At 39.4% G+C, this 19876-nt stretch carries 14 protein-coding genes; 3 read left to right on the top strand and 11 right to left on the bottom strand.

The window, feature by feature from the left end:
* Positions 1-94: 94 nt before the first annotated feature.
* Both ACE01N_RS06990 and ACE01N_RS06985 read right to left on the bottom strand, forming a co-directional pair.
* Positions 95-2305 carry a RelA/SpoT family protein gene (locus ACE01N_RS06990; RefSeq protein WP_380586238.1) on the bottom strand — a complete coding sequence of 737 codons (2211 nt, stop codon included), beginning with the start codon at positions 2303-2305 and terminating at the stop codon, positions 95-97.
* A 56-nt stretch (positions 2306-2361) separates the two neighbouring features.
* A complete protein-coding gene (locus ACE01N_RS06985) occupies positions 2362-3669 on the bottom strand; it encodes an MATE family efflux transporter (RefSeq protein ID WP_380586235.1) in 1308 nt (435 codons plus the stop codon).
* Positions 3670-3807: 138 nt separating this feature from the next.
* Here ACE01N_RS06985 and ACE01N_RS06980 point away from each other — a divergent pair, with 138 nt between their 5' ends.
* On the top strand, positions 3808-4515 hold the full coding sequence (locus ACE01N_RS06980; RefSeq protein WP_380586233.1) for a hypothetical protein: 708 nt from the start codon (positions 3808-3810) through the stop codon (positions 4513-4515).
* Here ACE01N_RS06980 and ACE01N_RS06975 read toward each other — a convergent pair.
* The 7 genes from ACE01N_RS06975 to ACE01N_RS06945 form a co-directional block, all read right to left on the bottom strand.
* On the bottom strand, positions 4512-5168 hold the full coding sequence (locus ACE01N_RS06975) for a 4Fe-4S binding protein (RefSeq protein ID WP_380586230.1): 657 nt from the start codon (positions 5166-5168) through the stop codon (positions 4512-4514). The genes ACE01N_RS06980 and ACE01N_RS06975 overlap by 4 nt on opposite strands.
* A gap of 96 nt (positions 5169-5264) precedes the next feature.
* Entirely contained in the window at positions 5265-5486 is a 222-nt protein-coding gene (locus ACE01N_RS06970; RefSeq protein WP_380586227.1) for a hypothetical protein, read from the bottom strand.
* A gap of 2 nt (positions 5487-5488) precedes the next feature.
* On the bottom strand, positions 5489-5818 hold the full coding sequence (locus tag ACE01N_RS06965; RefSeq protein WP_375728378.1) for a cupin domain-containing protein: 330 nt from the start codon (positions 5816-5818) through the stop codon (positions 5489-5491).
* Between the two features lie 133 nt (positions 5819-5951).
* On the bottom strand, positions 5952-7247 hold the full coding sequence (locus ACE01N_RS06960; RefSeq protein ID WP_380586225.1) for a hypothetical protein: 1296 nt from the start codon (positions 7245-7247) through the stop codon (positions 5952-5954).
* A 2-nt stretch (positions 7248-7249) separates the two neighbouring features.
* Positions 7250-8503, bottom strand: coding sequence for a hypothetical protein (locus ACE01N_RS06955; protein WP_380586223.1), 1254 nt, complete (start codon positions 8501-8503; stop codon positions 7250-7252).
* Between the two features lie 205 nt (positions 8504-8708).
* Positions 8709-10169 (bottom strand): sodium:solute symporter, encoded by a 1461-nt coding sequence (locus ACE01N_RS06950; RefSeq protein WP_380586220.1) that lies wholly within the window; start codon positions 10167-10169, stop codon positions 8709-8711.
* A 147-nt stretch (positions 10170-10316) separates the two neighbouring features.
* The gene (locus ACE01N_RS06945) at positions 10317-12971 is read right to left on the bottom strand and encodes a CotH kinase family protein (protein WP_380586217.1); all 2655 of its coding nucleotides are present in this window, start codon (positions 12969-12971) and stop codon (positions 10317-10319) included.
* Positions 12972-13444: 473 nt separating this feature from the next.
* Between ACE01N_RS06945 and ACE01N_RS06940 the strand changes: the two genes are divergently transcribed.
* Positions 13445-14443: a GntR family transcriptional regulator gene (locus tag ACE01N_RS06940; RefSeq protein ID WP_375728383.1), complete on the top strand. Its 999-nt coding sequence runs from the start codon at positions 13445-13447 to the stop codon at positions 14441-14443.
* 29 nt (positions 14444-14472) lie between these two features.
* A complete protein-coding gene (locus tag ACE01N_RS06935; RefSeq protein WP_380586213.1) occupies positions 14473-15636 on the top strand; it encodes a galactokinase in 1164 nt (387 codons plus the stop codon).
* A 69-nt stretch (positions 15637-15705) separates the two neighbouring features.
* Here ACE01N_RS06935 and ACE01N_RS06930 read toward each other — a convergent pair whose 3' ends face one another.
* On the bottom strand, positions 15706-16062 hold the full coding sequence (locus ACE01N_RS06930; RefSeq protein ID WP_375728385.1) for a hypothetical protein: 357 nt from the start codon (positions 16060-16062) through the stop codon (positions 15706-15708).
* A 178-nt stretch (positions 16063-16240) separates the two neighbouring features.
* Positions 16241-19858 carry a DNA polymerase III subunit alpha gene (gene dnaE / locus ACE01N_RS06925; protein WP_380586209.1) on the bottom strand — a complete coding sequence of 1206 codons (3618 nt, stop codon included), beginning with the start codon at positions 19856-19858 and terminating at the stop codon, positions 16241-16243.
* Positions 19859-19876 lie beyond the last annotated feature (18 nt).

Below are 19876 nucleotides of genomic sequence, written 5' to 3'. Positions count from 1 at the left end.
TTAATAAATTGTTAATATAACAAAATAAATTTGTAAAAAAGTGACATATAAAGGATTTTGGTCACATTAAAAAAATAAATAATAAAGAAATAATTTATTCATAAAGTCGCTTTACATTGAGAACTCCACGTATGGATTGTATCTTCTTTAGGACACTGTTTAGATGTGAAATATCTGATACAGATAGTGTTAGGGTGCCATTGAATACCCCGTCGCCGGAATCAATGTTAATTGAACGTAATTTAACCTTAAGTTCATTTGCAATCACTGAAGAAATATTGCTGACAATTCCAATATCATCTTCTCCTGTTACCTGGATTGTAACCTCATACTTCGTTCCGGCTTTGCCCGACCACTGAGCTTTTACAATCCTGTAGCCAAACCGGTTGATCATTTGAGGCGCATTAGGGCAATCTGTTCTGTGGATTTTTATACCGCCTGATGAGCCTACAAAACCAAAAATATCATCACCGTAAATAGGTTTACAACACTTGGCAAGGGTAAAATCGATGTTCTTCAGGTGTTCATCTATCGTAAGCACATCTTCACCTTCCTCTGCTATATCTGATTGAAGGTTATAGTTCCCCGCCGTTTTAATTTCCTGACTTTCGGGAGTGCTGGAAGTCTCTTTGCGTTCAAGTTCCTGGTAAGTTTCCCTGATAAATGCAAGTTCTATTTCTTCATTGGATATTGCACAGTAAAAGTCTGTAGTTGTGTTGAATTTCAGATGATGTACCATGCGCTGAAACCGGCCATCGTCAATGTTTATTTTCCAGTTTCTGAACCTGCGACGAAGCATTTCACGCCCAAGTTCGGCTTCTTTGAACTGTGCTTCCTTCAGGGCTTGCTTAATTTTGGTTTTGGCTTTTGATGTGGTGACTATCTGCAGCCAGCTTTGTTTTGGCTTTTGACTGTTGTTGGTTAATATCTCAACCTGATCACCGTTATTCAACTGGTGTCGGATAGGTACATTCTTACCGTTAACTTTTGCTCCGACACATTTACTGCCAATGGCGGTATGGATATCAAAAGCAAAATCCAGTACAGTTGAACGCAGAGGCAGCTTTTTTAAATCACCTTTTGGGGTGAACACAAACACTTCCTTTTCGTACAAACCAAGCTTAAAGTCGTCGATGAAATCAACTGCATTTTTCTCAGGATTTTCAAGGATCTCACGAATATTCATTAGCCATTCATCCAGTCCTTTTTCACTTTTAATACCTTTATAGCGCCAGTGAGCCGCCAGACCCTTTTCTGCAATTTCATTCATTCGTACGGTCCGGATCTGTACTTCAACCCATTTACCGTCGGGCCCCATTACTGTTGTATGCAGGGATTCGTAACCGTTACTTTTAGGTATAGACAGCCAGTCGCGCAAGCGTTTTGGATTAGGCGAATACATGTCAGTAATGATAGAGTAAACCCTCCAGCAGTCCGATTTTTCATTCTTCAGTTTGGTGTCAAGAATAATTCTGATGGCAAATAGATCGTAAATATCCTCGAAAGGGGTATTCCTACTCATTTTGTTCAGAATACTGAAAATGGTTTTAGTACGCCCCTTGATCTCAAATTTAAAACCTTCTTTCTCCAGTTTCTTTTTTATGGGATCAATAAAGTTGGCTATGTATGTTTCGCGTTCCTGTTTTGTTTCATTCAGTTTTTTGGCTATCTCTTTGTAAAGCTCCCTGTTTGTATATTTCAGTGAAAGATCTTCGAGTTCAGACTTAATTGTATACAGACCTAAACGGTGTGCGAGTGGAGCATACAGATACGATGTTTCCCTGGCAATTTTCAGTTGATCTTCTTCGCTGAAGTACTGCAGGTGCCGCATGGTGTGCAACCTGTCTGCCACCATGATCAGGATTACCCGGATGTCGCGGGCAAATGTCAGGAGCAGCTGGCGAAAATTTTCTGTTTCTATGGCGGCACTTTTTTCATACAATGCCGATGCCTGATCCAAACCACGTATAATTTCTACAACCTGTTGACTGAATTCCTGTTTTATTTCTTCAAGCGGTATGTGGTTGGCATGAACAACATCGTATAACAATGTACAGATCAGTGATGTCTTTCCGAGTCCGATTTCGTTCACCACTATCTTGGAAACATCCAGAGTTTTATAGATTGCATGTCTTCCGGAACGGACGCGCTTGTTCCCACGCTCGTTCATGGCAATATGAAAAGCCTTGTGAACATGGGCTTCGGCATCATCTTCCTTAAAAACAGAAGCGTCCTTTAGTAATTCCCTGAATGTTACATAAAGTTTTTCCTGTTCTTCCGGTGTAAATAATGATGTGTCTGACATGCAAATTAATTTTGTTGCAAAATTAGGAAAAAGCTGAATGTAGAAAAACGGAATTCTTATTGCTTTTTATAAATATGCTTTTCGCTCACTGCCCACAGGTAGATACCCCTGCTGAACATAAAAAGCAACATGGCTACCCATAAGGCATGATTTCCCAGGCTGTTTTTAAAGATGTACCAAACGGGGAAAAAAATGACAAATGTAGAAATCATGATAGAGAGTAGCATTTGCCTTGACGCTGTAGCTCCTATGTAGACGCCATCCCATAAAAAAGAAGCAAAGCATGCCAATGGAATCAAAGCTATATAAAACAGGTAGGGCTTTGCTGTTTCTAAAATAATTGCCTGATTCGTTAACAGGGACATGACCTGGTAACCTAAGCCTCCATAAATTAAAGTAGTTAAAGCAGTGATGCCGATTCCCCATTTGAAAATTCTGCGCACAATCGAACGGATATCTTTTCGGTTTCCGGCACCGATTTCCCCGCCAATGAGTGGTTCTGCAGAATAGGCAAATCCATCCATCAAAAAGGAAAAGAACATCAGAAATTCACGGAAAAGTGAATTCACAGCCAGTATTGTATTACCCTGTCCGGCAGATTCAGAGGTGAACCATGTAAATACGAGGATCACCATCAGTGTTCTGAAAAATATATCACCTGAAACTGACAGAAAGTTTTTTAACTCATTAAAAGGTGTAATACTTTTTAAGCTGATATGTTTAATCAGATTTGGGAATTTGCGGAATAAATAGAAGATATACAAGGCTAGCCCTATGTACTGGGCACATACCGTTCCTATTGCAACCCCATCTGATTTATAGTCCAGAATGACAACAAACAACACGCTAATCAGTATGTTGAACACATTAATCAGAATAGAGACAATCATTGGCACCCTTGCGTTATGCATTCCAAGGAACCAGCCAGAAAATGCAAACAGGGCAATAGAGGCAGGCGCGGCAAATACACGAATCTTAAAATATATAACAGCTTCTTTTTTTACGGCATCGGTTCCATCCAGTAGATTAAACCCTACATCACTTATTATATTCCTGAAAAGCAGGATGAAAAAACCGGAAATGATCGCGATAAATAAGGCTCTCGAAAGGATCTTTGCAGCCTGTTCATGGTCCTTTCTGCCATATGTCTGGGCTGTAAGGCCACTGGTACTCATGCGTAAAAATCCAAGGCTCCAGTAGATGAAATTAAAGATTACAGTTCCAAGTGAAATAGCGCCGATATAAACCGGAGAATTCAGATGCCCCATTAATGCCATATCCACAAACCCTAGCAGAGGAACAGTAATATTGCTTATGATGTTTGGAATGGCAAATTTTAATATCCGGCGATCCAGTTGCTTCATAGGATGCAAAAGTAGAAAAGCATACGGTAATTACTGTTTACTCAGGATAATAAAATTCAGTCAAATATGGTAAGGAATGAGTAGTGTGGATTAAATAAATGCTTTTTCGTAACTTGAGATGTTTTAAAAATAAGTGCAATGAAATATATTTTCTTTATCGGTTTTCTTCTGATTAGCCTGGTTTCTTCAGGGCAATCTGATAACAATAACCCGGAGAAAAATAAGAAGAACAGGTTTGATTTGAGCCTTGGTTATTCTGGTTCTGTTGCGCCCGGTCAAATAACGGACCTGATGAATGCATATGGTTACAACGACCCAACGACAGGATGGCTTTTTAATGCAGGTGAGATAATTAATCATCCTAAGTTTTCCGGTCCTCAGATTTTTGTGTCAGGTTCGTATACCAATTTTTATAAGGAGAAAAGCGGTATTGGGGGCGATTTGCGCTATGCCTATCTGGGCGAAGTCAGTGGTTACAGCGAAAGTAAAGGTTATTTATTTGTCTCACTGCATTCTGTTTCTGCCGGGCTGCATTATACATACCGGCCTTTTAAGCATTTTGAGTTTTCGTTGGGACCGTTAATTTCTTTAAATGCAGGCGATAATACGAGTGTAGAGGCAACAAAGTATCGTAATTATTCTTTTGGACTGGATGGGAAATTGTCGCTGGTTCTGACTGAGGGTAAGGTATCTTTCTGGGCTCTTAATGCAGAATATATTTTTATGTCGAAAACAGCTTTAGGACCTTATGAAACTACAAATTATACCACCAACTTTACAATACCGGAAACGCAGATTAATTTCAGTACGTTGCAGATTGGGATGGTTTACGGGTTCAAATTTTAAATTCTACCCAGTGCCATAAATATCGCGTGAAAGGAAATAGTAAGGAAGAGATAAAGCATTCGGGCCTTTTCCGGCTCCATTTTAAAGAACCTGTACTGAATAGACTCTGCATGACATGATTGTACACAGTCTCCACATAAAGTACATGTTATTCCCGGTTTTTTCTGCTCTATATCAATTGGTTTAAGAGCATTATAACGGCAGGTTGTGGTACATACCATACAGCTTGTGCAGTTGGAATCAATTTGCATCCGGAAAGGATTAATATATTTTGCATAACTGACCACAGTACCAACAGGACAATACTGAATACAATGCACCATCTGTTTTTTTCTTTCTGAAACAAAAAGAATTATTGCAACTCCTGCCAGTCCGAAAGCAACGGCTATAATTGTGGCCCAAAGATTGGATATTCCTGAAAAACGAAGAACAAGAGCTGTAACAATAATAAGGATAACCATGCTGTTTTTGAATGTTTTAAGCGCTTTGAGCTTTGCAGGTCTTCCTTTTTTATTGGCTGCCAGTCCGTCCAATGCTCCGAAATAACATAAATGACTGCACCAGGCTGGTCCGGTTAATATAACTGTGCTTAGAAACAACAGGGTCATGACTGAAAGATGGCCCCGGTAAACCGGTCCGCCTATTATCATCATTGGAATGGGAAGATGTAATTTGCCGGTAAGAAGAAACTTCTCTGAAATAAGTAGTCCAAGAATCAGTTGAATAAAAAAGAACCAGCTGAATACAGATCATGTTCGTAATCGCCATTTGGGCACATTGGCCGGTTCCTGCATTTTAAAGGCAACAAAACCTCCATAAAAAGCAACAGCAACAATTTCAATCCAGCCGCCGCCGGGGATGAACCGATCCAGCATTAGCATGCGCATTTTTACCATCAGCTGAACCGGAACTAACAGAGCAATGATGAACAATGAAACCGAAAGTGGCAATATGAATGACTTTCGGATCATCTTCAGGCTTTTAACATTGTGAGCAACATTTTAAACTTACCATCGGCTTCAACGGCATGAGGCATATTAGCCGGCATGATGATCATTTCATTTTCGGAAAGAGTGTAGGGTTGTTTGTCAATAATTATCCTGGCATTGCCTTCCAGAATTTGAACAATAGCATCAAACGGGGCAGTGTGCTCGCTCAGGTTCTGATTTTCATCAAATGCAAACAATGTGATATTTCCTGCAATGTTTCGAGTTATAATCTTACTTACAATTGATCCTTCCGCATATTGAACGGATTCTTTTAGTACGTATGGTTTTGAATGATCAAAAACTCCATTGGTCATAATATAAATTTTAAAATTTGGATTCGGTAAAGGTAAGTGCTTAAAAAAAGAAAAAAGGTAACAAATGTTACACATAAAAAAACAGCCTGAAAAACAGGCTGCTTTGAGAGAATTTATGTTAATAATTAACAGGTTAAAACGATCGGATAGTATTAAAGTTGGCGTACAATCCGAATTCTGCGAATGGACCAAACCGATTATAGGAATAATCTGAATTTGTGTCGCTGTAACTTGTCCTTTTTAATCCGGCGTCAATATATCCCGACACTTTTTCTGTCAGCGGAACCTCCCACCTGACATAGCCACTGATTTGAAGTTTGAGATCTGAATTTGTATAAGATACGTTTCCCATGTAATCTGTTGATTCTGAATTGCTCTTGCCAACCTCCACTTCACCGTTTGCGGAAAAATTATTTAACCAGTCCGTAGTTGGTGCATTGATACCGCCTCCCAGGTATACGCCAAAATCATTGCTTTTGTATTTGGATTCATCATCTTTACTATGGTCACCATAAAGATCCAGATAAGCTCCACCTTTAACTTTGATATTGTCTATTACATAATAGTTTAAGGAAAGATCAAACCCTCCCGAAAAATTTCCCCAACTGTTAATAGTCCCGTTATCGTATTTATTTTTTTCTGATCCAAAACTTACCCATATTGGATTATACGAATCAAAATAGAAGTTACCCTGTTGATGATTGTCTATTCTGGAAGGGAAATCGTAATCATCCATTTTACAGTAGAAGTCTTCACATCCTACTTCGGCCACTGTGTTTATATCGATACAGACCCGTGAATCAATATTGTTATAGGTATCATAATAATTTGTGAACCGGTCATAACCGGCATTGATTTTGGTAAGGATGCTGTTATTACTGAAATTTTGCATGAGTATTCCGGTGTTGATCTCAAATCCTGCTGCCGGATTACTGTTTTTTCTAGGATCATAGCCGCCATCATTATAGCTGTAATATTTGTCGGTATTATATCCTGCATTAATATCAAGTCCGGCATAGTAACCAATACCTGACTGTGTTTGATCCCCATAAAGAACACCCAGAGTAATTCCCCGGTATTTTGTAATATTATCCATACCGCTATTGGGTTTCCATGCTGTTCTGTCGTATTCCAGGCCAGCTGTAATTCCAATATTGTCCCTTACCATGTTGGTCGATCTGATGTACACATCCTGTGAATTTCCACCGCCATACTTCTGACCGCTACTGCGTTGACTGTAGGCATCCCATTTTAATAAGTAACCAACGTCAGTGATTGAATTTCCCTGGTTGAACATATCCATATTAATTGCCGTTACCGGAGTATTACTCAACTCCTTTTTTTGCTTTGGTTCTTCACCGAACAAGTTTAAAGGCACAATAATTGCTAAAAATAAAACCAGTGTGTTCCACAAATAATTCTTTTTCATGATCACATTTTTATTAGATTCATATTGCTAATGTAAAACGCCAGTGCCAGTCTTATAGCCAGACCTGAATACACGGATTTAAAGTTTGATACTGAATTTGTATATTTATTTACTTCATATAATACCGTGCTTGTTAAAGCCATATATGATGTAAGGAAGTAAGCATAACCAATACCCATTGAATAGGCAAAGATTTTGTCTTTATTAGTACTGGATTCACTGTTTAAATACTCATATGCGCGATTGCCAAAACCAATTTTTGCCTGTGCATACAGGTTATTCAGACAAGAATTGATAAAAGGAAGGTTATACCTGAGTCCTACACCAAATTTAAATCCGGAATCCCTGTTGCCATAATCGCTATCCTGCTGTGTTGTTTTATTAGAATAGCTGTTAAGATACATCAGTGCTGCAAGGTTTTGAATCAGGTATATTCCAAATCCTAACTGCAAACCCGTATTGAAATAATTGTTTACACTGTTTTGTGCATCTGTGTATTTTGATGTAATACTTCCAAGTTGCAGAAAAGGATTCAGGCCTGTTGTGATGAAGATTAACCCCGGAAGGTATGGATTCATAATTTTTGCAATACTGCTGTTTCTGCAGTAAAAATCATTGCACGACAAAGCAGCAATAATACTTGCAGACATATACAAACCTGATGTTACTGTATTATAACTATCATTTGCCTGGTTGCGAAGTGCGTAGCCTATTCTTGGCTGAAGCAGAACAGGAAGTGCAAGGATAGGCCACCAGTAAGCTCCCAGTTCCAGCCGGGCACCTGTTAAAAGTGCCTTTGAGTTGTTACCTGCGGCTTGATCCACATATCGGAAATAGTCTCTTGCCGCGCCAATTCCAAGCATGGCTGATCCATAAAGACCCAAGGTCTGTGATAACTGATAGCCGTAAATATATCCGGCATAAAGCATTTTAGTTCTGGCAATTTGGGTAAAGCTGTACGTGGATTCATTGTTAGTGAGCGTTCTGGAATAATCCAGTTGCGCAATTAAACCACTGTTGTTAATGAAGAACCATGTAAATGAGAGGCTTAATGTTGCTGCAATAGCATTTGATAACTTATCTCCGTCAGAAAAGCGATTTCTGATATCGATATCCAAATCATTGTGAATGGCTGTATACATTTTGTTCCTGGCATACATGCCTTCGTTGTCATTTCCATTTTCGGCATAAAGGTTTAGAGGGAGCAGTGCCACTATTACCCAAAGGGTAAGACAAATAATCCCGGTTGTTTTCATGATGCTCTATTTTTGATTAGTAATCTGAAAATTCAATACTAAACAGAGAGTTACATTGAGTAAAGTCAACTATGAGCGGGGAATGAACTAATCAGGGAGAGATGCAAATTGCAAAATACAATTGGGCCAGCACAAGGTTATTTAATATTTGTTAACCTATCAATTTAACAAGTGTTAAATTTTTTTGTTCAACCCGGAATTAAATTCACCTGGTCAGGTAGTTTTTATTAATGAAGTGAAGCAGTATCAGACCTAAAAAAGTTATAAAACCATTAAGTAGTAAAACTTCAAATCCCAGTGTGTAGTCCCATAAAGCTTTAAAACCGTAATAACAGGCAATTGATACCAGTGGAGATGCAATCATAACATATGGTATGTGCTTGTCATTCGGTTTCAGTCTGGTAAATAAACCTGCAAAATAAACGCCCAAAAGTGGTCCGTAAGTATAACCGGCAACCATAAATATGGCGCTAACAACGGCCTGATTATTGATCTTGTTAAATAAAAGAATAATGATGGTAAGTACTACGGAAAATGCAAAATGAACCAGAATTCGTTTTTCCCTTGGGAGTTCATTGTCCTCTTTATTATAGCCTAGGATATCGACCGAAAATGAAGTAGTCAGCGAAGTTAGGGCTGAATCAGCACTGGAGTAGGCTGCTGCGACCAGACCAAGCATAAATATTACGGCAAGGTACGGACTAAGATAACCTCCGGTTGCAAGCGTAGGGAACAGATCATCGCTGCGTTCGGGAATTTGCATTCCAATGTGGTTGGCATATATAACTAAAAGCACACCAAGAGATAAAAACAGAAAATTAACAGGAACAAAAGCAAAACCGTACCAACGCATGTTTTTTTGCGCATCCTTTAAATTTCTGCAGCTTAGGTTTTTCTGCATCATGTCCTGATCGAGACCTGTCATCACAATGGTGATGAAGACACCAGAAAGGAATTGTTTGAAGAAGTTCTGTTTACTGGCGAAGTCATCAAATATAAAAATCTTTGATAATGGATTGCTGTATACAGTGCTAAACGTTTCACCTGCTGTCAGGTTAAGCTTGCCCGAAATTTCAATAACCGTTATAACAAGGGCTGCCAGCAGTAAAAAAGTTTGTAATGCATCTGTCCATATGATGGTTTTTATGCCGCTTCTGAAGGTGTAGAGCCAAATAAGCAGAATCGTTACGACAACGGTCACAGAAAATGAAATTCCCAACTGTTCAAAAATAGTAATCTGTAATACATTAGCCATCAGAAACAACCTGAAGCTTGAACCTATGGTTCTGGATAATATGAAAAACCATGATCCGGATTTATATGTGTTTTTACCAAATCGTTCGTCCAGGTAAGAGTAGATTGAAGGCAGCTTTAGTTTGTAATATATAGGTAAAAGGATCTGCGAAATAACGATATATCCAACTACATAGCCCAGAACCATTTGCATATAGGTGAAATTGGTGCTCATAACCCATCCGGGAACAGATATAAAGGTGACACCGCTCAATGAAGCACCCAGCATTCCAAAAGATATGATATACCATGGTGCACGCCGGTTCCCTGTAAAAAAGGTGTCGTTGGTGCTGCTTTTGCCGGTTATAAACGAAATAAGGAATAACACACCGAAATAAGCTACCAGAATGTATATGTATGTACCTGGATTCATATTCGTTATTTAACACAAAGAAAACCATTTAATTTGCTTTTTATAAAATAATCTTGAAGGATAAAGCAAATTTTAGAGGTATCGTATTTCCGTTTAACCACTTTAGAAGAAGGGGTGAATCACTTGCTGAATTGGACACTGTTTGTTTTATTCAATTTTCACAATCAACGTATTCAGCAGTTGATCCCTACTTTCAACATCATTTACAATGAGTAAGTATGTTCCTGTGTTTAAGCAGCTGAGATCAAATTCATACGGATGTTGTTGGGCTTGCCTTTGGAAACTCTTAACAAGCTGTCCCATGCTGTTGTATATCCCGAATGAAAGGGTTTCGGATTGTTTCGTGGCATCTATTCTGATCCGGATCAGGTTCTTAAATGGATTAGGATAGACACTGTTTTTGATTGTATTAGTCCCAATATTAACCGATGTGTAATTTCCGGGTGAACCATAAATTTCTGTTGATAATTCCCAGTTGGTTGCTACTGCATTATCACTGTTCGGGTCCTTAAGTACTAAAGATCTGCCATGGCCATCAGCTTCCCACGGCCATGGATATGCGTTGCTGTAACTGACGGAATCCACTGTATCCCCAAAACTGTTGGCCAGTAAAATAGTTTCTCCGTCATTGCTCAGGCGTTTTGAATATATATCGTAGGGATCAAAGTTAAATAAGGAGGAGAACATTGTTCCATCATTTGCTAATACTGTTACTGCTCCGGGATTTAAAATCAGATCGTTGTCAAAAGTGTATTCAATGCCGTCAGTAAACGTGTAGCCTTTGATGTTGATTTCTTTTTTTCCATTATTCAGGAGTTCAATAAATTCAAGATCCTGATAAGCGGAATTGTACATAATTTCACTTATCATTATTGCATTGTAATCGCTTTCAGGTATGAAACCGGCCTCAGCAAGTGCGCTCCATTCGTTGGTTTCGGTTGATAAGAATCTGGTTTTAATTGTTGTTGTTTTATTGATCGCGATTGGAGTTTTGTATTCGGTGCCTTGTATGCTACCACCTTCTTTTCTGGGATCGGTGCCATCAAGTGTGTAAATAATTTTGCCAGGAACATAATTCGTAGTGGAAATAGAAACAGTTGCCCCGCTTTCTACTATACCTTCCTCTTTATCAAATATGGGTGGCATTACAGAAGGAAACAGACGGTTACTGTTTTGTCTGAATTGGTCCAAAACCTTGTTTAAACGCTTAGGAATATATTCTGATAAAACTTTATCCACTTCAGGTATCCAAAAGTCATCCCTGGTGTAAACTGTATTGGTTGAACTCTCAAGATAATCTCCCCATCTTGCAGATTCCAGGATGATTGCCTGGTCAAGCTCATTTTTACGCTTATTAAAAGCGCGCTCAAAATTCTCAGGAGTCAAGGCACCGTTATTGAATGCGTGTTTATAAAATGCATCGGCAAACATAAGTCTGTATTCCGTATTGTTTTTCAATAACTGGTGGATTTCCGTTGGACCACCCGAATCATTTTTGCCTGTATTATTGTAATTTACATCTGAATACCGCATCACATGCTCAGCATCCCAGGTGTAAAACCTGTAACCTGAATTCAGTTTTTTATTTACTGCCGCATAAAAATTCTGATGTGCCCAATCGTAATTTCCCAGGTAAAAGTTCAGTATCATATAGTCAATAAACTTAGGAAGATCAAGGAGTTTCTTTATTTCATCCAGTGGCGTATTATCCGTGAAACCTTTTCTGGCCTCTTTTAATAGATTGAGATATGAAACGTTTGATCCTGCTACAACTGTATTCGGATTATGTTTAATGATGTCAAAATCCTCTGTCCGGGCATCATAATACTCTGCCATAAAATCCTCATCCGGTCGTTCGTGGAGATCGTAAATGCCCCAGTAAAGGCCATTGATATAAACATTGACATAAATACCATGAAAACTTAATCCGCCCATTTGGTTTTGTATATCTGATGCAAGCTGATCTCTGAAATACAGCGATGTCTTCCGCTGTGTATTATCCCATGGATGGATCCACGAATATAATAATCCGTCAACCACCAGGGTATTGATGGATTCAATCTCAGAATCCGGAAACAGTTTTTTCTTTAATTTCTTCGGGCCATACTGGCTCTTAAACAGCAATCTCATGGATTGTTTGGGTGATTTCCAGTCCACGATACTGGTGCCGCCCTGGTTTTGGACACCGCAATTAATTAAAAAGCTCTCTTTGGGATCCGAATAAATGAATTCCGCGCTGACAGGTTTTTCCCTGGTGATATTTGTATTAGGATAACCAACATACAGACCTGATACTGGATCAAACCATTCATCGGTTTCCATGGTGAGTGATAATGCGGGAAGGGATTTCAGTGCTGCTTCAATTTTATCTGAATAAACAGGATTGTTAATTACTTCAGGATCCATTTCATAGTCAGCATTTATTGTACTTGATCCACCCCAGGTTGCCGGGAATCCAGAGGGATTTTTAGGTTGCCTGCTAATATCCTCAGGAAAAAGATACGTCTGCGTAATCAGCTCCGATGTGTCTGAGGAGGAATAGGCTACTGCTCTGACGATTGTTGTTTTAGTTACCGACAGGCTGTTGGTGTATGCCATACTACTGTTCGAAAGCGGATCCGAACAGTCTAATGTGTATTTAATAATAGCTGAAGGATCAGATGAAGTTATGGTGAGGTTGAAGGCATCACGATAATAACCGCGTTCATGATTAAAATCTAATGTCAATGAATCTGTAGACGCATTTATATTAATTCCTGAACCCAGAATCAGAACTGTTATAAACCAAGTAAATCGTTTCATCCTCTATGCAAACGTAAAAATATCACCCAAACAGGTTGTCCTGTATATTAAAAGGACGAATTTAATAAAACTTTTAATGTTTTGTCTCTTGAGTGACAGATATGTATGGTTTGAGCAAAGTTTTAACAAAGGATCTGATAAGCAGAAAAATTTAAGTCAGGCATTCCCCAAGGTATGGATGTTCTGTTTACAGAATCTACCGGATTTCGTACTGAAATAATATTTAAATATAACATTTTTTATGGCGACAATCATACTTTTATCGTTCTGCCGTCTTAATAATTTTAAGTGTTTGGCTTTCAGAATTTAAGAAGTGGAGTTTAAGAATTTCTTGTTATTCTAAATGCCAACTGGTAGGTACTGGTATGCTGCAAAACATGTTTTATAGATGTGTTTTTTAATTATATTTGATAGCTTTTAAATACACGGCCTGATAGTAATTTAGGGTCAATTGAAAACGTAAAAATGCATATATGAACCTGATACAAATTAATAACGATCTGGAAGTGCCAAAGTACAAGCAGATTATTAATTCAATTTTTCAGGCGATACAGACAGGAGAGTTGAAACGCGGAGACAAAATTCCGTCTTTGAATCAGATCAAGGATGAATTTGGATTGTCACGCGATACCGTTCTGGCAGCTTTTAAAGAACTTAAGGATAAGAAAATAATTTCATCCACACCCGGTAAGGGATATTATATTTCCACAACCAATATCAAACAGAAGGAGAAAATTTTTCTGATGTTTGATGAATTCAATGCGTTTAAGGAGGATTTGTACAACGGGTTTATCGGTGAGATAGGAAATAATGCTGCGGTTGATATTTATTTTCATCATTTCAATCGTCAGGTTATGGAAACCCTGGTTGAGGAGAACAAATACAAATATACTTCGTTTGTGATCATGCCGGGATCCATTGATAATATTGCTCCTGTTATTAAAAAACTTCCGTTTGAGCGTACGTATATACTGGACAGAAAATCTGAGCTACCTTATTTGTATGGCACGATTTATCAGAATTTTGAAGAAGATATTTACGACGCGCTGGTAACCGGACAGATGTTTTTGATGAAATATGAAAAGTTGATTTTGGTTTCACCAAAAGGCAAAGAGCCGGAAGAGCGTAAAACGGGTTTTGTCCGTTTTTGCAAGGAGAACAGTTTCGACTACGAGTTGCTGGAATCGTTGGATGGAAAAACAATTAAGCAGGGTGAAGTCTATTTTGTAACGCACGACAGACACCTGATTCAGATCATAAAACAAACGGAGAAATTTAAGCTGCACTTGGGCAAGAATATTGGTCTTGTTTCGTTTAATGATACGGACCTCAAAGAAGTTGTAGCGGGCGGGATCACGACGATTTCAACCGACTTTAAACTGATGGGACAGGAGATGGCCCGGATGGTGCTGGACAGAACAAAAGAGATAAAAGAAAACCCCTCGCAATTGATAATTAGAAAATCGTTATAACACAAATATTAACTAATCGATTTAATAAAATGGATGTAAAAACACTTAAACAAGAGTTCGTGAAAACTTACGGGGAAGGAGAAATCGGTGTATTTTTCTCTCCTGGAAGGGTTAATCTTATTGGAGAACATACAGACTATAATGGTGGCTTTGTATTTCCATGCGCTTTGTCATTCGGAACTTACTGCCTGATTCGTAAAAACGGCAGCGATGTTTTCAAATTCAAATCACTGAATATGCCTCAGGTAGTTGAGGTTAAGCTGGAGGATTTAACAAAACCACTTCCCAAAGGAACCTGGGCTAACTATTCACTCGGTGTAATTGCTCAGTTCGTTAAAAATGGTCATGTGCCTGCCGAAGGTGCTGATATTCTGATCTGGGGTAATGTGCCTGGCGGAGCCGGACTCTCTTCGTCTGCTTCACTTGAAGTTGTAACCGGTGTTGCGGTTAATGATACCTATGGTTTTGGCCTGGATAAACTGACGTTGATTAAATACGGACAAAAGTCCGAGCATGAGTTTGCCGGTGTAATGTGCGGTATTATGGATCAGTTTGCCTCAGGAATGGGACAGAAGGATAACGCTGTATTCCTGAATTGCGATACACTGGAATATGACCTTGTTCCTGTTGTTTTGGATGGTGTGAAGATTGTGATTGGTAATACTAACTCACCTCACTCCCTGGATTCTGGTATGTACAACAAACGCGTAAGCGAATGCCATGCAGCTGTTGATGCCATTAAACCACATATTCCTATCAATAATCTGGGTGAGCTGACCATGGAACAGTTTAAATCTGTAGCCGATAAAATTGAAGATGAAACAGTAATGCGCAGAGCACGCCACGTTGTGAGTGAAATTGACAGAACCACAAGAGCTGTTTCTGAATTACAGGCCGGAAATCTTGAAGTATTCGGACAGCTGATGAACGGATCGCACGATTCATTGCGCGATGATTACGAAGTAACAGGCCATGAACTGGATTCAATGGTTGAAGCTGCACGTAAGATTGAAGGTACCATTGGTTCGCGTATGACTGGTGGCGGTTTTGGTGGATCAACCGTTAGTCTTGTAAAAGATGAATACGTGGATGAATTTATTGAAAAAGTAGGTAAGGAATATACCGAAAAGACAGGTTTGGTTGCAGAATTCTATGTAGCCGAAATCGGTGACGGTGGTCACAGGGTGGAATAAGAAAATTGAACGAATATAAAAGTTAAAGGCTGTCTTAACCGGACAGCCTTTAATATTTTATAACGTGTGTTAATCTTCTTCTCTTTCCATCGGTTCTTCCGCGTCGTCTTCCACGTTATCGGCCAGATATTCCAGATCTGAATACTTGTCTTCGTATTCTTCCTTGATTTCGGTTTTTAATACACCGTCATCATCGTAATCGTCGTCCTGGTCAATAATGATTTCAGCTTCTTCTGCGGTCATCCTGATCATGTAATACTTTTCATCCGTTTCAAAAGGCAATGCACTCACAAGCTTTCCGTCTTTGTTTGTAAAGGTGATCAGATTTTCAGTAAATCCGTAAGGATATACAAGTTTAATCTGTTCCAGAATGCCTGCATCAAGTTTGTCGTAATCTTTTATTACACGTGGTTTTACCTGGCTCATATTAAAAAATAATTTAATGTTAAACTAAAAATTCAGAGCTCTTATGTGACTACAAACATAAAAATATTTTTTAATCACAAACAGTATTCAAGTCAGATGTTTTGTACAATATTAAATTATTTTTTTTGTTAAAACCAAATTCATTGGTGTTTAATGTGTTAGAGACCTTGAAGATATGTTAATTAACATAATATGACACTCCTTCCATCTCGTTTAGATTCTGTAACAATTCGTCGGTAACATTGATACGGATTCCGCGTGAATGAAAGCTAACCACATGATTATCTTCGGGATTTACAATTTTAAATGACAGCAATACGCTCCCTTTGTTATTATCAAACATCTGATACAGGTCATTCACATTATTCTCGTTGACGGATCCCAGATCCATATTAAGGGTCATCTTTTTTACCAGCTTTTCCCTGACTTCACTCAGTAGATTGATGGATTTTATACTGAAATCATATTTTGTATTATCCCATCTACGTTGCTGAACACGACCTTTAATCATGATGATATAACCAACCTGGAAGAAATTCTTGAATTTAATGTAATCTTCACCGAAAAAAGCAAAGTCAAAAGGACCATGATAGTCTTCCACGGTTAGTATTCCAAATAATTTCCCGTTCCTTGTTGTTCCGGTTCTGAATTTTGTCACCATGCCTCCGGTTGTAATTTCTTTTCCCAGCATTTCATCCATGTTATCAAGCATAGGCATCTGGATGTTAAAGAAATTCTCTATCTCAAACCGGTAACTGTCTAAAGGATGAGCCGAAAGGTAAATGCCAATAACATCCTTTTCTTCGTTCAGCTCATGCAGTTTCGACCATGGATCACAATCCGGGATGTCTGGTTTTTTGATCTGAATGGCTGAACTTCCCATATCTCCAAATAACGAATTCTGCTGCGATGCCTTATCGTTCTGAAACATGTTGCCGTACTTGATCATGCTCTCGATAAAGGTGTTTTCATCGTTGGGTGCCTGGGCAAAAAACTGGGCTCTGGTCTGCAGGTTCAGGTTATCAAAGGCACCTGACTTTGCCAACGCTTCCCAGTTCTTTTTATTCACAGAAGTCAGGTTCACCCGTTCTGCAAAATCGAAAATATCTTTAAACCGTCCGTTTGTTTCCCGTTCTTCAACGATATCGGAAACGGCATTTTGTCCCACGCCTTTTACTCCAACCATGCCGAAAAGAACCTCACCCTTGTCATTTACTGCAAATTTGTGAATACTCTCATTTACATCCGGACCTTTAACCACGAGACCCATTCTACGGCATTCTTCCATGAAGGTGGTTATTTTGGTGATGTCGTTAAGGTTACGCGACAACACGCCTGCCATAAACTCTGCAGGGTAGTGGGCTTTTAAATAGCCTGTCTGGTACGCGATGCGGGCATAACATACCGAATGCGATTTATTGAAAGCATAACTTGCAAAAGCTTCCCAGTCCTTCCATATCTTTTCGATAAGTGTATCCGGTTTTTTATCTACTTCCTTACACCCTTCAATAAAAGCGGGATTCGACTTACACCCTTCCATGAACTTCACTTTCAGGTTGTCCATCATAGCCTTGATTTTTTTACCCATAGCTTTACGCAGCGAATCCGATTCACCGCGGGTAAACTGACCCAAATGGCGCGACAGAAGCATCACCTGCTCCTGGAATACAGTGATTCCGTAGGTTTCATCCAGGTATTCTTCCATCATTGGATGATCGTATTCCACTTTTTTACGGCCATGTTTGCGATCAATGTAATCGGGGATGTATTCCATTGGTCCCGGACGATACAAGGCGTTCATGGCCACAAGGTCCTCAAAGCGGTTTGGCTTCAAAGCCCGGAGATGCTTTTTCATTCCGGGTGATTCAAACTGGAAAATAGCAGTTGTTTCACCACGACTGAACAGCTCAAATGTTTTTTCATCATCTTCAGGTATGTGATCAATATCTACCTCAATACCCTTCGATCGTTTAATGTTGTCCAGAGTTTCTTTTATGATGGAAAGGGTCTTTAAACCCAGAAAGTCCATTTTTAATAAGCCGATGGATTCAACAAAACGACCATCGTACTGGGTGGTGAGTAATTGTGCTTCTTTGGCAGGCATTAAAGGTACGTGCTGATCCAAAGGATCACGGCCGATAAGGATTCCACAGGCATGTACACCGGTCTGGCGTACAGAACCTTCCAGTGTTTCTGCAAACTTAAGGGTTTGAGCCACCAACGGATTATCCGACTCTTTCTCCTTTTCCAGTTCGGGAACCTCCTTGAATGCTTTTTTAAGTGTGATTTTAGGTGTTTCAGGCACCATTTTAGCTAAGCGGTCCGCTTCAGGCAGCGGTAATCGAAGAACACGCGCCACATCGCGGATAGCCAGTTTTGCTGCCATTGTTCCAAAGGTACAAATGTGCGCCACCTTATCTTTTCCGTATTTTTTGGTTACCCAATCCAATACAAGTTGCCGTCCGTCATCATCAAAGTCTATATCCACATCGGGCATCGAAATACGATCAGGATTCAGAAAACGTTCAAACAGCAGGTCGTACTTTATGGGGTCAATATTGGTGATCCCGACACAATACGATACGGCGGCACCGGCTGCAGAACCACGTCCCGGACCAACCAGAACACCCATTTCTCTGGCTGCATTGATAAAATCCTGCACAATGAGGAAGTATCCCGGAAAACCCATGGTTTTGATGGTTTCCAGCTCGAAGTCGATACGATCCCTTTTTTCTTCCAGGGTGTCTTTATATTTTTTTTCAGCTCCTTTATAAGTCAGATAAGTCAGATAATCCGATTCAAGCTTTACTCTGATTACCTTTTCATAACCGCCCAGACGATCAAAAGCCGGTCCGAATTCTTCTTTTAGTGATTCTTCGTTGAATTTAGCCCGGTATTCCGCTTCAGTTCCAAATTCCTCGGGAATAGGGAAGATTGGCATGATTGGATCCGCATTCAGCTTATATATTTCAACCTTATCCGCAATTTCCTGCGTATTCTGCAATGCGTCAGGAACATCAGCAAAAAGCGCGTTCATTTCTGCCGTGGTTTTCAGATATTCCTGCTTGGTGTAACGCATCCTGTTCTCATCGTTCAGATCTTTTCCTGTATTCAGACAGATGAGCAGGTCATGGGCATCTGCATCCTCAGCGTTGATAAAATGAACATCATTAGTGGCAATCAGCTTGATATCGTGTTTTTTAGCCAGTTCTATCAGGTGTTTGTTCACTAAAACCTGGTTGTCATACACATCCGCTCTCAATGCAGGATCATCCGTTTTATGTCGTTGCAGCTCTAGATAGTAATCATCTTTAAACACCCTTTTAAACCATTTAATGGTTTCTTCGGCATCATCCATATTGCCCGCCATAATTTTTTGAGGTACCTCGCCACCGATACACGCAGAGGTCACAATAAGACCTTCGTTGTATTTTTCAAGGGTTTCCTTGTCTATCCTGGGGCGGTAATAAAACCCTTCGATATTGGCAATGGAGACCAGCTTCAGAAGATTTCTGTAGCCTTTTTCATTTTTTGCGATCAGGATTAAATGATAGTTGGACCTGTCCTTGTCTTTACGGTTGTTTACCACATAGGTTTCAACCCCTAAAAGCGGCTTGATGCCCTCTTTGTTACACAGATCATGAAACTCCTTTATGCCGAACATATCACCGTGATCAGTGAGTGCAAGAGAAGTCATGCCATCATTTTTAGCTTTTGCTATGAGATTCCTGAGGCTGGCGGCACCATCAAGAATTGAATATTGTGAGTGTACGTGCAGATGCGTATACGGTATCATTGTAAAAAATTTTAGCAA

This window comes from Quyinboa ferrireducens, from assembly GCF_042436675.1.
In the GTDB taxonomy this organism is placed as follows: domain Bacteria; phylum Bacteroidota; class Bacteroidia; order Bacteroidales; family UBA5342; genus JBHJHP01.
The sequence above is the reverse complement of the archived record's forward strand: the minus strand, read 5'-3'. Positions and strand labels throughout refer to the sequence as shown.

Coding starts and splice junctions, on each gene's coding strand:
- ACE01N_RS06950 (WP_380586220.1), bottom strand. CDS start 10,169: ATGAATCCAGGTACATACATATACATTCTGGTAGCTTATTTCGGTGTG.
- ACE01N_RS06935 (WP_380586213.1), top strand. CDS start 14,473: ATGGATGTAAAAACACTTAAACAAGAGTTCGTGAAAACTTACGGGGAA.
- dnaE (WP_380586209.1), bottom strand. CDS start 19,858: ATGATACCGTATACGCATCTGCACGTACACTCACAATATTCAATTCTT.
- ACE01N_RS06965 (WP_375728378.1), bottom strand. CDS start 5,818: ATGACCAATGGAGTTTTTGATCATTCAAAACCATACGTACTAAAAGAA.
- ACE01N_RS06930 (WP_375728385.1), bottom strand. CDS start 16,062: ATGAGCCAGGTAAAACCACGTGTAATAAAAGATTACGACAAACTTGAT.
- ACE01N_RS06980 (WP_380586233.1), top strand. CDS start 3,808: ATGAAATATATTTTCTTTATCGGTTTTCTTCTGATTAGCCTGGTTTCT.
- ACE01N_RS06955 (WP_380586223.1), bottom strand. CDS start 8,503: ATGAAAACAACCGGGATTATTTGTCTTACCCTTTGGGTAATAGTGGCA.
- ACE01N_RS06975 (WP_380586230.1), bottom strand. CDS start 5,168: ATGATGATAATAGGCGGACCGGTTTACCGGGGCCATCTTTCAGTCATG.
- ACE01N_RS06970 (WP_380586227.1), bottom strand. CDS start 5,486: ATGATCCGAAAGTCATTCATATTGCCACTTTCGGTTTCATTGTTCATC.
- ACE01N_RS06945 (WP_380586217.1), bottom strand. CDS start 12,971: ATGAAACGATTTACTTGGTTTATAACAGTTCTGATTCTGGGTTCAGGA.
- ACE01N_RS06960 (WP_380586225.1), bottom strand. CDS start 7,247: ATGAAAAAGAATTATTTGTGGAACACACTGGTTTTATTTTTAGCAATT.
- ACE01N_RS06990 (WP_380586238.1), bottom strand. CDS start 2,305: ATGTCAGACACATCATTATTTACACCGGAAGAACAGGAAAAACTTTAT.
- ACE01N_RS06940 (WP_375728383.1), top strand. CDS start 13,445: ATGAACCTGATACAAATTAATAACGATCTGGAAGTGCCAAAGTACAAG.
- ACE01N_RS06985 (WP_380586235.1), bottom strand. CDS start 3,669: ATGAAGCAACTGGATCGCCGGATATTAAAATTTGCCATTCCAAACATC.